The 11,843-nt window shown below is 64.0% G+C and carries 12 protein-coding genes; 7 read left to right on the top strand and 5 right to left on the bottom strand.

What is annotated here, in order from left to right; genetic code table 11:
• The first annotated feature begins 89 nt into the window (after positions 1-89).
• The 4 genes from C4K27_RS27390 to C4K27_RS27375 all read left to right on the top strand — a co-directional run bounded on the left by C4K27_RS27390 (position 90) and on the right by C4K27_RS27375 (position 4,554).
• Complete coding sequence (locus C4K27_RS27390) at positions 90-2,003, top strand: sigma-54-dependent Fis family transcriptional regulator (RefSeq protein WP_053262806.1); 1,914 nt, start codon at positions 90-92, stop codon at positions 2,001-2,003.
• Positions 2,004-2,295: 292 nt separating this feature from the next.
• The gene (gene mpl / locus C4K27_RS27385) at positions 2,296-3,645 is read left to right on the top strand and encodes a UDP-N-acetylmuramate:L-alanyl-gamma-D-glutamyl-meso-diaminopimelate ligase (RefSeq protein WP_053262805.1); all 1,350 of its coding nucleotides are present in this window, start codon (positions 2,296-2,298) and stop codon (positions 3,643-3,645) included.
• The gene (gene ubiX / locus C4K27_RS27380) at positions 3,642-4,274 is read left to right on the top strand and encodes a flavin prenyltransferase UbiX (RefSeq protein WP_007927126.1); all 633 of its coding nucleotides are present in this window, start codon (positions 3,642-3,644) and stop codon (positions 4,272-4,274) included. Before mpl ends, ubiX begins: the two co-directional genes overlap by 4 nt.
• Entirely contained in the window at positions 4,267-4,554 is a 288-nt protein-coding gene (locus tag C4K27_RS27375) for a YceK/YidQ family lipoprotein (RefSeq protein WP_053262804.1), read from the top strand. The genes ubiX and C4K27_RS27375 overlap by 8 nt, the downstream gene beginning before the upstream one ends.
• 150 nt (positions 4,555-4,704) lie before the next feature.
• Here the strand turns inward: C4K27_RS27375 and C4K27_RS27370 are convergent, their stop codons facing one another.
• The 3 genes from C4K27_RS27370 to C4K27_RS27360 form a co-directional block, all read right to left on the bottom strand.
• Positions 4,705-5,346: an oxidoreductase gene (locus C4K27_RS27370; RefSeq protein ID WP_007927124.1), complete on the bottom strand. Its 642-nt coding sequence runs from the start codon at positions 5,344-5,346 to the stop codon at positions 4,705-4,707.
• 28 nt (positions 5,347-5,374) lie between these two features.
• Positions 5,375-7,093: a C13 family peptidase gene (locus tag C4K27_RS27365; protein WP_053262803.1), complete on the bottom strand. Its 1,719-nt coding sequence runs from the start codon at positions 7,091-7,093 to the stop codon at positions 5,375-5,377.
• A gap of 103 nt (positions 7,094-7,196) precedes the next feature.
• Positions 7,197-7,652: a MaoC family dehydratase gene (locus C4K27_RS27360; RefSeq protein WP_053262802.1), complete on the bottom strand. Its 456-nt coding sequence runs from the start codon at positions 7,650-7,652 to the stop codon at positions 7,197-7,199.
• Positions 7,653-7,833: 181 nt separating this feature from the next.
• On the opposite strand from C4K27_RS27360, the gene C4K27_RS27355 reads away from it, so the two are divergent.
• Genes C4K27_RS27355 through C4K27_RS27345 form a run of 3 tightly spaced genes read left to right on the top strand, consistent with a single transcriptional unit; the run spans position 7,834 to position 9,510 of the window.
• On the top strand, positions 7,834-8,196 hold the full coding sequence (locus C4K27_RS27355; protein WP_009045794.1) for a CidA/LrgA family protein: 363 nt from the start codon (positions 7,834-7,836) through the stop codon (positions 8,194-8,196).
• A complete protein-coding gene (locus C4K27_RS27350; protein WP_007927117.1) occupies positions 8,193-8,909 on the top strand; it encodes an LrgB family protein in 717 nt (238 codons plus the stop codon). The genes C4K27_RS27355 and C4K27_RS27350 overlap by 4 nt, the downstream gene beginning before the upstream one ends.
• Before the next feature lie 10 nt (positions 8,910-8,919).
• Complete coding sequence (locus C4K27_RS27345; protein ID WP_053262801.1) at positions 8,920-9,510, top strand: LON peptidase substrate-binding domain-containing protein; 591 nt, start codon at positions 8,920-8,922, stop codon at positions 9,508-9,510.
• Positions 9,511-9,676: 166 nt separating this feature from the next.
• Here the strand turns inward: C4K27_RS27345 and C4K27_RS27340 are convergent, their stop codons facing one another.
• On the bottom strand, positions 9,677-10,993 hold the full coding sequence (locus C4K27_RS27340) for a bifunctional DedA family/phosphatase PAP2 family protein (protein WP_053262800.1): 1,317 nt from the start codon (positions 10,991-10,993) through the stop codon (positions 9,677-9,679).
• Positions 10,994-11,088: 95 nt separating this feature from the next.
• Complete coding sequence (locus tag C4K27_RS27335) at positions 11,089-11,775, bottom strand: DNA-3-methyladenine glycosylase (RefSeq protein ID WP_007927114.1); 687 nt, start codon at positions 11,773-11,775, stop codon at positions 11,089-11,091.
• Positions 11,776-11,843: the final 68 nt, after the last annotated feature.

The following is an 11,843-nucleotide window of genomic DNA, read 5'->3' as shown; positions in this document are numbered from 1 at the left end:
CTGCGGACCTTATCGCAGCTTTCGGCAGCGGCTACAGGGTTCGTTTGACGAGCGATCCGGGTCTTACCTCTCGGGGAGAACAATAAGAAATGCACAGCAATCACCTCACCCGGCACGCCCAGCAAGTGCTGACCGTGACCCAAGGCAAGACCCATCTGCAGGGGCCCGGCAGCGATCCTTCCATCGCCCGCTCCTGGCTGCGTTGCCTGGAGGACTATCACCTCGACCCGGCCCTGAGCATGGCGCCCACCGTGCTCGAGCACGGACGTCTGCTGGAAAGCCGCGAACGCCTGCAGCAGGTGCTGCAGATCGCCGGCAACGAGATGACCAGCCTGCACCAGCAGCTGTCCGGCGCCGGACATGCGGTGCTGCTGACCGACGCCCGCGGGGTGATCCTCAACTGTGTCACCGCGCCCGCCGAGCGCAAGATTTTCGAGCGCGCCGGGCTCTGGCTCGGCGCCGACTGGAGCGAGGCCTGCGAGGGCACCAACGGTATCGGCACCTGCCTGGTGGAGCGCCAGTCCCTGACCATCCACCAGGACGAACATTTCCGTGGCCGCCATACCGGCCTGACTTGCTCGGCCAGCCCGGTGTTCGACCCTCACGGTGAACTGCTGGCGGTGCTCGATGTTTCCTCGGCGCGCCCGGATGTGTCGCGCCAGAGCCAGTTCCACACCATGGCTCTGGTCAATCTCTCGGCGAAGATGATCGAGAGCTGCTATTTCCTGCGCTATTTCGACAATCAATGGTTGCTGCGTTTTCACCTGCAGGCCGAGTCCGTCGGCTTGTTCAGCGAAGGCTTGCTGGCATTCGACGGGGAAGGGCGGATCAGCGCGGTGAACCAGAGCGCCTTGAATCTGCTGGGGCATATTCGCGGCGGCTTGCTGGGCAAACCGGTGGAAGCCTTTTTCGACTGCTCGCTGGACGAGTTGCTGGGCCGCGCCAGTGTCAATGCCAGCGCCAGCTGGCCGCTGCGCACCCGTGATGGGCGACATCTGTTCGCGGTGTTGCGTGGCCAGCCGCGCAGCGTGCCGCAACCGCTGCCGCCGAGGGCGGTGCTGGAGCGTCCGCGTCTGCCCGAGATCTGCCTGGGCGATGCGGCCCTGCAAGATGACTTCCGTAAATCCTTGCGCGTGTTCGAGCGCGATGTGCCGCTGCTGATCAACGGCGAAACCGGCTCCGGCAAGGAGGCGTTCGCCAAGGCGGTGCACCATGCCAGCCAGCGGGCGGAGAAAGCCTTCGTTGCCTTGAACTGCGCGGCAATCCCGGAAAGTCTGATCGAAAGCGAGTTGTTCGGTTATCGCGGCGGCACCTTCACCGGGGCACGCAAGGAAGGCATGCGCGGCAAGTTGCAGCAGGCCGATGGTGGCACGCTGTTCCTCGATGAAATCGGCGATATGCCGCTGGCCTTGCAGACCCGCCTGTTGCGGGTGCTGGAGGACCGCATGGTGGTGCCTATCGGCGGCGAGCCGCAGGCGGTCAACGTGCGCATCATCAGCGCCACTCACCGGGACCTGCTGGAGCGGGTGCGGGATGGCAGCTTCCGCGAGGATTTGTATTACCGGCTCAATGGCCTGGAAATCGCCTTGCCGGCGCTGCGCGAGCGCAGCGACAAATCCCAGCTGCTGGATTTTCTCCTGGCGCAAGAGGCCGGCGACCAGCAGGTCTCGCTCGACGGCCCGGCACGCCAGGCCCTGCTGGACTTCCACTGGCCAGGCAACGTGCGGCAACTGCGCAACGTATTGCGCACCCTGGCGGCGCTCTGCGACGACGGACGCATCGGCCTAGAGGATGTGCCGGCGATGATTCGCCAGGGCCGCCCGGCGCCGGTGCCGGCAGCTGTCGAGGAGGCGGGCGGATACCCGTTGGACGATGCCGAACGCCTGGCCTTGCTCAATGTGCTGGAACAACAGCGCTGGCATATGACCCACACCGCCGAGCAGCTGGGGGTGAGCCGCAACACCCTCTATAGAAAGCTGCGCAAGCATGGGATCGCTCGCTAGGCGCGGTGCCGGGTTATCGTTCATCGCGAGCAATCGAGCGTCGATCGGCTGCTCCTACAGGAATGCGCACTGTATCTGTAGCAGCGAAGCTTGCTCGCGATAGGCGGCGCAACCGCCGATACGTCGGTAACCGCAGTCCAAGGCTCCAGCCGCGTTCGAGCGATTCCCCGGCAAAAGCCCCACAGAACTCGTCACAGCCTCCGGCAGCGACAACAGCCTGTTCCCCATCAGCTAAAGAGTGCGATTTGCAGCCCTCTACGCTAACCTGCCTCGATGTTTTACGAGGCCTTCTATGCACATTCATATTCTCGGTATTTGCGGCACCTTCATGGGCTCGATGGCGGTTCTGGCCAAAGAACTGGGCCATCATGTCACCGGCTCCGATGCCAACGTCTACCCACCCATGAGCACCCAGCTCGAAGCCCAGGGCATCGAGTTGACCCAGGGCTACGACCCGGCCCAGCTTGACCCGGCGCCGGATCTGGTGGTGATCGGCAATGCCATGTCCCGCGGCAACCCGGCGGTGGAATATGTGCTGAACAAGGGCCTGCCCTATGTTTCCGGCCCGCAATGGCTGGCTGACCATGTGCTGCAAGGCCGTTGGGTGCTGGCGGTGGCCGGCACGCACGGCAAGACCACCACCAGCAGCATGCTGGCCTGGGTGCTGGAGCATGCGGGCATGAGCCCGGGCTTCCTGATCGGTGGCGTGCCGCAGAATTTCTCGGTGTCGGCCCGCCTGGGCGGCACACCGTTCTTCGTGATCGAGGCCGATGAATACGACAGCGCCTTCTTTGACAAGCGCTCGAAGTTCGTGCACTACCGTCCGCGCACGGCGATCCTGAACAATCTCGAGTTCGATCACGCGGACATCTTCCCAGATCTGCCGGCGATCGAGCGGCAGTTCCACCACTTGGTGCGGACCATCCCGAGCGAAGGCCTGGTCATCCACCCGACCACCGAGCCGGCCCTGCAACGGGTGATCGACATGGGCTGCTGGACCCCGGTGCAAACCACCGGAGCGGGTGGCCAATGGCAGGTCAAGCTACTCAGCGAAGACGGCTCGAAGTTCGAAGTAATGTTCGAAGGCGAGGCCCAAGGCGTGGTCGAGTGGGACCTGACCGGCCAGCACAACGTCGCCAACGCCCTGGCCACCCTGGCCGCGGCGCGCCATGTCGGCGTGGTGCCGGCCATGGGCATCGCTGCGCTGAGCGCGTTCAAGAGCGTCAAGCGGCGGATGGAGAAGGTGGCTGAAGTCCATGGCATCACCATCTACGACGACTTCGCTCACCACCCGACCGCCATCGCCACCACCCTGGATGGCCTGCGCAAGCGCATCGGCGATGCGCCATTGATCGCGATCATCGAGCCGCGCTCCAACTCCATGAAGCTCGGCGCCCACCGTGACGGGCTGCCGGAAAGCGTCAACCAGGCCGATCAGGTGGTTTGGTATTCGCCGGCCAACCTTGGCTGGGACCTGGGCACCACCGCCGCGCTGTGCAGCGTGCCGTCGATTGTCAGCGACTCCCTGGAAGGCATCATCGAGCGGGTGAAGAGCCAGGCCAAGCCGGGCACCCACGTGGTGATCATGAGCAACGGCGGCTTCGGCGGCCTGCACGGCAAGCTGGCCGAGGCACTGCGATGAACAACGGCCCGGAACGCATCACCCTGGCGATGACCGGCGCCTCGGGCGCCCAGTACGGCCTGCGCCTGCTCGATTGCCTGGTGCGCGAAGATCGTGAAGTGCACTTCCTGATCTCCAAGGCCGCGCAGTTGGTGATGGCGACCGAGACCGACGTGACCCTGCCGTCCAAGCCGCAGACCATGCAGGCCTTCCTCACCGAGTACACCGGTGCGGCAGCCGGGCAGATCCGCGTGTATGGCAAGGAAGACTGGATGTCGCCGGTGGCCTCGGGCTCCGGTTCGCCGGCGGCGATGGTGGTGGTGCCTTGCTCCACCGGTACCTTGTCGGCCATCGCCACGGGCGCCTGCAACAACCTGATCGAACGGGCGGCGGACGTCACCCTGAAGGAACGCCGCCAGTTGATCCTGGTACCGCGCGAGGCGCCTTACTCGAGCATTCACCTGGAAAACATGCTCAAGCTGTCGAACATGGGCGTGACCATTCTGCCGGCCTCTCCGGGTTTCTATCACCAGCCGCAGACCATCGACGACCTGGTGGATTTTGTCGTGGCGCGGATTCTCAACCTGTTGAACATCCCGCAAGACATGTTGCCGCGGTGGGGCGAGCATCACCTGAGCAGCGATGAGTAAGTCGCTGCTGATCCTGCTGGTCGCCCTGCAACTGGGCGGCTGCGCCACGGCACGCACGCTGAACGCGGCCAAGCCGGGCGCACCGGTGGTGTATTCCGGGACGCGCCTGGATCTGTATGTGATGCAGGGCGGTTGTTGCCCGATGGATCGCTTCGGTGCCGAAGCACCGAGCTATCCGGGGGTCGATCTGCCGGCCAGCGTCTTGCTCGACACGCTGCTGTTGCCGCTGTCGGTGCTGACGGTATTGGGGGTTGGTTTCCAGGCTACAGGCGGGTTGTAACCTTGTAGCCGCTGCCGAAGGCTGCGATCGGTCGCGTAGCGGCCGTAGAGGCGGGCGGCGCGGTAGTGCGGCAATCGCGTCGTCAGGATTGCGCCCGCTGCGCAGTCGATCACAGCCTGCGGCAGCGGCTACAGGCGCGATCCATGGCGTTTATTTACCCAGCTTGCGCAATTCGTCGGACTCGACGATCCGCACGCCATCCTGCTCTTCCAGCGCCAGGCGCCACATGGCCCGGGCCAGATGGCAGGCTTCGATGCCGTGGTATTTGCCGGGAATCAGCTTGGACAGCGGGCCGGCCAGCTGTTCGGCGAGACGCGGTTCGATGCGTTCGCCAAGCAGCAGCGACGGCCGGCAAATAGTCAGTTGCGGCCAGTCCTGGGCCTTCAGCGCCTGTTCCATTTCGCCTTTGACCCGGTTGTAGAAAATCGAGGATTTCGCGTCCGCGCCCAAGGCGCTGATCACCACCAGGTGCCGCGCACCCATCTCCCGTGCGCGTTTGCCGAAGGCCACCACCAGGTCCAGGTCGACGGCGCGGAACGCTTGTTCGGAGCCGGCTTTCTTGATAGTGGTGCCCAGGCAGCAGAACGCCAGGTCGACCCGGCCGCTGAGTTGCGGCAGGAGTACCGCCGGCTCGCCGACCGGGTTTTCCAGGCGCGGATGTTCGCTCAAGGGGCGCCGGCTGGGCGCCAGTACGCGGGTTACCGTGGGTTCGTTGAGCAGGCGGTCGAGCAAGTGCTCGCCAGTCAGGCCGGTCGCGCCGGCGAGCAAGATATGCTGAGGCGTCAAGTACATAATGTTTCCCCCTTGATACTGTTTCAGCTTAGTTGCTCTTTGCTTCCTTGCTGTCGTTGGCGGCGCTTTGCAGCGCCTTTCGTGCTTGTTGCTTGCGCAGATGCTGCCAGTGCGCCAAGACCCCCTTGGGCGCCCAGATCTGCGGTTCGGAGGCTTCGAAGTTGTCCGCCAGTTCACGTTCGGCCACGGTCGCCCGGGCCAGCTTGAAGGCCTGCTCCAGGTCGTCGGTCTGGTTCAGCGCCTGGGCGAACAGGGCGTCGCCGAAGTAGGTGAAGTCGGCTTCTTCCGAGCAGCCGAACGATACGCGGTCGGCCTGCGAAGCGGTCATGATCAGGGTCCGCTCATCCTTGAGCGCGGGAATGAACCCGCCGGAATAACAGGCCGAGATCACGATGATCTTGTCGCGGTTTTTCAGTGGCGCCAGTACCGCGGCCAATTCGTCGGCCGGCAGGTCGGCCAGCTCCAGGCGCGGCTGATCGAGCACCAGCTCGTGTTCGCTGGTGCCGTGGCTGGTCAGGTAGAGAAACAACAGGTCTTCCGGGCCGCTGCGTTCGGCCAGGACCTGGACCGCGCGCCGCAGGTTTTCCCGGGTGGCCATGGGCCGGCTGTCGAGGCGGTCGCGATGGTTGACCAGGCGGATCTGGCCGTAGGCACCGAAGCGGGTGGCGAGCATGTTGCTGACATAGTCGGCCTCGCGCAGAAACACGCTTTGCTTGCCATCGCCGGCCAGCGTCAGGCTGTAGAGCTCGATGGCGGGTGTCGACGCCGGCACCGCGCTGAGGGCGTCGTCGAGCAGGCGGCCCTGGGCCAACAGGCCGGTCTCCAGTGGGTCGGGCAACAGTCGGCCGTCGGCATCGCGAACCCGCAGGCCATTGATCCAGTCGCCGCTTTGCACGGTGCCATCGCGCAGCACCAGCACGCCGTGGCCCTGGTAGTTGTCGCCTTCGAAGCCGCCGATATAGAAGCTGCCGTCGCTGAGGTTCAGGCGGCCCTGGCCGCTGAAGCGCCAGTCGCTGAAACGGCCGATGTAGTGGCTGCCGTCGACGCCGATCAGTTCTCCCTTGCCACTGAGGGCGCCTTCCTTGAACTGGCCGATCCAGACATCGCCGTCGGCGTTTTCGTAGCGGCCCTTGCCGCTGAGCTGGTTCTGTTTGAAGCCGCCGACGTAGAGGTCGCCCTCGGCGCTGCTGAAGGTGCCGTTGCCTTCCAGCTGGCCATCGACGAAGTGGCCGCTGAACTGGTTGCCGCTGGCATCGCTGCGCTGGCCTTCGCCGTTGGGTTTGCCGCGGGAGAACTGGCCCTGGTACTGGCTGCCGTCTTCCAGTTCGAGACGGCCGAGCCCGGAATACAGGTCGGACTTGAATTCGCCGCGGTAGGTCATGCCGCGTTCCTTGAGGGTGCCTTCACCGTCGCGCCGGCCCAGTTTGAAACCGCCGGTGTAGCTGCTGTCCTTGGTGGTCAGGCTGCCCTGGCCGTGGAACAGGCCCTGCTGGAATTGACCGAGGTAGACCTCGCCGTCGCTGCCGTGCCATTCGCCCTGGCCGTGCCACTGGCCGCTGTCGAACTGGCCGGCATACCAGCTGCCGTTGGGGTAGTCGATGCGCCCCTGGCCCTGCAGCAACCCGTTGACCACATCGCCGCGGTAGCGGCCACCGTCCGGCAGGCGGGCGTCGGGAGGCAGCAGCGATTCGCCGTCTCCACATGCGGTGAGCAACAGGGTCAGAGCCAGGGGTACAAGTGGGTGCATAGCGGGATCCGGATAATTAGGGGACCGAGTATGCCGCAGCAGCGAGGCTTATATATAGAGAGGCTGCGCGAAACAGCGTGAGCTGTTTCGCATCAGGAAGGTTTCAGACAAAGCAGAGGGACAAGGGCTCGGCGATGTAGGCTGGTTTTTCCTGGCCTTCGATTTCCAGTGTGGCGGTGGCCTTGAGCAGCCATTGGCCGGGTTTCTTCTCGGTGACGTCCACCAGGTCGACCTTGAGGCGGACCCTGGAATCGACCTTGACCGGCTGGATGAAGCGCACGCTGTCCAGGCCGTAGTTGACCGCCATCTTCAGACCCTCGGGCAGGATCAGGATGTCTTCCATCAGTTTCGGGATCAGCGACAGCGACAGGAAACCGTGGGCGATGGTGCTGCCGAACGGCGTCTGGGCGGCTTTCACCGGGTCGACGTGGATGAACTGGAAGTCACCCGTGGCTTCGGCGAACAGGTTGATACGCTGCTGATCGATGGTGAGCCATTCGGAACGTCCTAGTTCCTTTCCGACATAATCTTTGAGCTCTGCAACAGGAACATACGGCATTGAGACTCTCCTTGGGTTCATCGGTTTTATCGTTCTAAAGGGGCGGGGGGCGTACCCCCTGACCACCCACTGTAGATCATCATGGGGGTTTGCTCCGGTCAACCTTCCATGCTTTTGGCGAATGCCGGTGCATAGCGTTCGCGTGCTTATAATGCCCGGCGTTTTTTCGGGGGGATGAGAGATGTTGTTACGCGGTCTGACATGGCTGGTGCTGTTTCAATTGCTCGGCACGGCGATCAATCATCTGTTCCTGCCGATCCTGCCGGGGCCGATTGTCGGCCTGCTGTTGCTGCTGATCTTCCTGGTGGCGCGCGGCGAGGTGGGCGAGCCGCTGAACCTGGCCGCCTCCAGCCTCCTGCGTTACCTGCCGCTGTTGCTGGTGCCGCCCGCGGTAGGCGTGATGGTGTACGCGGCGGATATCGCCGCGGACTTCTGGGCGATAGTCGGCGCGCTGGTGTTGTCGCTGGTGATCTCCATGGCCTTCGTCGGCGTGCTGATGCAGCGGCTGGTCAAGCGCCACGGACATCGGGAGGGCGGCCAATGATGTTCGATTGGCAGGGCGCCTGGGCGTCGGTGATCCACCATCCATTGTTCGGCATTGGCATTACCCTGGGCGCCTATCAACTGGTGCTCGCGGCCTTCGAGAAAACCCGCTGGATCTTTCTGCAACCGGTGCTGGTCTCCATGTTGCTGGTGATCGGCGTGCTGCTGAGCTGTGGCCTGAGCTACGCCGAGTACCGCAAGAGCACGGAGATCCTGAGCATTCTCCTGGGCCCGGCCACGGTGGCGCTGGCCGTACCGCTGTACCTCAACCTGCGGCGGATTCGACAGTTGTTCTGGCCGATATTTACTACGCTGGTGATTGGAGGGGTGGTCGCCACCGGCCTGGGTGTACTGCTGGGATGGTGGTTCGGTGCCGAGAACATGATCCTGATGACCATGGCGCCGAAATCAGTGACCTCGCCGATCGCCATGCTGGTGGCCGAACAGATTGGCGGTGTCGCAGCGCTGGCTGCGGTATTCGTGTTGATCACCGGGGTGATCGGGGCGATTTTCGGTCCGGCCATCCTCAACCGCCTGCAGGTGCATAGCCCGGAAGCCCGGGGCATGGCGCTGGGCATGACGGCTCACGCGGTGGGCACTTCGGTGGCCTTGCAGGAAAGTGATGAGTGCGGTGCTTTCGCGGCGCTGGCGATGAGTCTGATGGGTGTGGCCACGGCGGTCTTCCTGCCGTTGGCGGTGTCGTTGGTGGTTTAAGGAAACCTGTATGAGCCTGGCGCTTTTCCCGCTGAACACGGTGCTGTTCCCCGACTGCATTCTCGACTTGCAGATTTTCGAGGCGCGCTACCTGGACATGATCGGTCGCTGCATGAAACAGAGCAGCGGCTTCGGCGTGGTGTGCATCCTCGAAGGCGAAGAGGTGGGTATCGCCCCGGAAGGTTTTGCGCGGGTGGGCTGTGAAGCGCTGATCACTGACTTCCATCAGCAGGACAACGGCCTGCTGGGGATTCGGGTCAAGGGCGGGCGGCGTTTTCGGGTGCTGAGCAGCGAAGTGCAGCGCGATCAGTTGCGGGTGGCTGAAGTCGAGTGGCTGGACGAGGCGCCGGAGCGGCCGCTGCAGGATGAAGACGGGGACCTGATCGCCTTGCTCAAGGCGCTGGCCGAACACCCGATGGTCGAAGCCCTGAACATGGGCACCGAAGCCACTGGCCAGCAGTCGCTGGCCAACCAGCTGGCCTACCTGTTGCCGTTCTCCGAGCTGGACAAGATCGACCTGCTGCAACTGGACGATCCGCAGCAACGCCTGGATGCGATCCAGGCGTTGCTGGACGAGTTGCAGGGCGAACTGTTCGCCTGATCCTGATCCTGATCCTGATCCTGATCCTGATCCTGATCCTGATCCTGTAGCCGCTGCCGCTGCCGCAGGCTGCGATCGCCCACACAGTGGGCGCAGATTCCGAAACCGCTGAAGGCCTTCGGCCTATCGCAGCCTGCGGCAGCGGCTACAGGGGCGTTCGCTCTATCTAGTAGGCATAACGCAGCATGGCGTGGGGTAGATGCCTGACTGCTTCGAAGCCGAACAACGCGATCAGCGCCGGCAAGACCAGCCACCAGATCTTGGCCGGCATGGGTTCCAGCGGGGTCTGGCGCTGGGCGACCCACAGGCTGGCGGAGCACACGCAGGCGGCAAGCATGGCGCCGGCAAGGATGTCGGAGGGCCAATGCGCGCCCAGGTAAATCCGTGACACGGCAATCGCCGCCGCTGGCAGACAGCCCAGCAGTAGCCAGGTCAGGCGCATGCGTGGCGGCTGGCCGCGACCGGCGAGCACCGCCAGGGTCAGGAACAGGGCGAACGAACCGGAGCTGTGGCCGCTGGGCATGCTGTAGCTGGTCAGTGGGTCGGTCAGGACTTCCGGGCGCACGCGGGCGAAGAACAGCTTGGTGCCGGTGTTGGCCAGTGCGGTACACAACAGCGTGGCGCCCGCGAAAATCGCCTGCCGCCATTGCCGGGCAACCAGCAACAGCAGGGTGACCAGGGCGCTGGCGAACAGCATGGTGCGGAATTCGCCGAACTGGGTGAGCACCACCATCACCTCGTCCAGTGCCGGGCTGCGGTGCTCCTGGACCAGCGCCATCAGGCCCTGGTCGAAATGGTTCAAGTAGGGGTAACCGATGAACAGCCCCGCCAGGATCGCCAGGCTGAGGCCGGCCACCAGCGGGCTGGCCTTGCGATGGCGGCGCACGGTGCTGTTGATGCTCAGGCCCAGCAGCACGGCGATGCTGGCGGCGACTATTCCTGCCTGCGGCCAGAAACCTTCAGGCAAGGGCAGGCGGATCGCCGCGCCCGTGGCCCAGCCCGGCAGCAGGTAGGCCACGGTCCAGCCGGCCGCGGCCAGCAGGCTGACGGCGAAAAAGCGCGGGAACGACATGTCGAACATCCCGGCGACCATCGGCAGCATGGGCCGCAAGGGGCCGATAAAGCGCCCGACCAACAGGCTGGCGATGCCATACCGCTGGAAATAGGCTTCGGCGCCGTTGATCCATTCCGGGTGATGGCGCAGGCCTGGCAGGCGGCGGATATTCTGGTGAAAACGCCGGCCCAGCAGATAAGACACCACGTCCCCAAGCAAGCCGCCAAAGAACCCCAGCACCAGGGTTTCACCCAGGGACAGTGCGCCGCTGCCGGCCATCACGGCAATGGCGAACAGCAGCACGGTACCAGGCACGATCAGGCCGGCAATCGCCAGGCATTCGACGCAGGCGACGATGAACACGGCTGCCGCCAGCCATTGGGGGTTCATCGTCAGCCAGCCGGTTATTCCATCGAGCCATTGGCCCATAGGTTTTCAACTCCGGTTATTCGGTGGTTCAACTGTAGAAACGGGCTTGCTCGCGATCAGGTCGTCCGCGGGCACGCCGGCTCCTGCGAAAGGGATCAATCGAGCAGCAAATAATCGCGACCTTCGACCTGCCCGCGACGTAGCGGGTTCCGGGTGCAGTAGGGGGCGTAGGCGGCATCGACAAAGCGGTACATCAAGTGTTCGTCGCGGCCGTGGGGAATGCCCAGGCGAGTGGTCTGGATGATGCTGGCGACGGGCGTGCCGACATCTTCGACGAACAGCACTTCATGGTCGAAGCGCTTGGCATCCCATACCGGGACTTTCAGGCCCAGGGCCTTGCACAGCAGGGTCTGGCCGGCGCAGAGCTTTTGCGAGGGGCGCGGCCGGCCGCTGGCATCGGGATTGTTCAGCAGCATCTGCGCCAGGCTGGCGGGGCCGGAGACTTCGTCGACCCAGGGGTAGGCCGACTTGATCAGCACCGCGTTGCCCGGGCCCTGGGCGCTGAAGTTCAGCGAATCGCCGCCACGGGCGTAGTACATATAGATGTGGCCGCCGTCCAGAAACAAAGCCTTACGCTTTTCTGTGTAGCCGAGGGAGGCATGGCTGCCTTTTTCCTCGCAGTAATAGGCTTCTGTTTCGATAATGCGCGCCGACAACCACAGATCGCCGACCCGATGGCGGATGATTTTGCCGAGCAGTTCACGGGCCAGGACCTGGGCATCACGATCGAAAAAGCGGTCGGGCAGGGCCTTGGGCAGCGTCGGGGTGGACAGAATGGACATGGTAGCCAGGAGCGATGACGGGAATTGGTTCGGAATGATATCAATTCCAGGCTTAATTCAGGCTGAAC

Origin of the sequence: Pseudomonas chlororaphis subsp. chlororaphis, from assembly GCF_003945765.1 — a bacterium.
In the GTDB taxonomy this organism is placed as follows: Bacteria; Pseudomonadota; Gammaproteobacteria; order Pseudomonadales; family Pseudomonadaceae; genus Aquipseudomonas; species Aquipseudomonas chlororaphis.
The sequence above is the reverse complement of the archived record's forward strand: the minus strand, read 5'-3'. Positions and strand labels throughout refer to the sequence as shown.

Excerpts from the sequence above, each read along its gene's own strand:
- C4K27_RS27345 (WP_053262801.1), top strand. The coding sequence starts at position 8,920 with ATGAGCCTGGCGCTTTTCCCGCTGAACACGGTGCTGTTCCCCGACTGC.
- ubiX (WP_007927126.1), top strand. The coding sequence starts at position 3,642 with ATGAACAACGGCCCGGAACGCATCACCCTGGCGATGACCGGCGCCTCG.
- C4K27_RS27350 (WP_007927117.1), top strand. The coding sequence starts at position 8,193 with ATGATGTTCGATTGGCAGGGCGCCTGGGCGTCGGTGATCCACCATCCA.
- mpl (WP_053262805.1), top strand. The coding sequence starts at position 2,296 with ATGCACATTCATATTCTCGGTATTTGCGGCACCTTCATGGGCTCGATG.
- C4K27_RS27335 (WP_007927114.1), bottom strand. The coding sequence starts at position 11,775 with ATGTCCATTCTGTCCACCCCGACGCTGCCCAAGGCCCTGCCCGACCGC.
- C4K27_RS27370 (WP_007927124.1), bottom strand. The coding sequence starts at position 5,346 with ATGTACTTGACGCCTCAGCATATCTTGCTCGCCGGCGCGACCGGCCTG.
- C4K27_RS27360 (WP_053262802.1), bottom strand. The coding sequence starts at position 7,652 with ATGCCGTATGTTCCTGTTGCAGAGCTCAAAGATTATGTCGGAAAGGAA.
- C4K27_RS27340 (WP_053262800.1), bottom strand. The coding sequence starts at position 10,993 with ATGGGCCAATGGCTCGATGGAATAACCGGCTGGCTGACGATGAACCCC.
- C4K27_RS27365 (WP_053262803.1), bottom strand. The coding sequence starts at position 7,093 with ATGCACCCACTTGTACCCCTGGCTCTGACCCTGTTGCTCACCGCATGT.
- C4K27_RS27355 (WP_009045794.1), top strand. The coding sequence starts at position 7,834 with ATGTTGTTACGCGGTCTGACATGGCTGGTGCTGTTTCAATTGCTCGGC.
- C4K27_RS27375 (WP_053262804.1), top strand. The coding sequence starts at position 4,267 with ATGAGTAAGTCGCTGCTGATCCTGCTGGTCGCCCTGCAACTGGGCGGC.
- C4K27_RS27390 (WP_053262806.1), top strand. The coding sequence starts at position 90 with ATGCACAGCAATCACCTCACCCGGCACGCCCAGCAAGTGCTGACCGTG.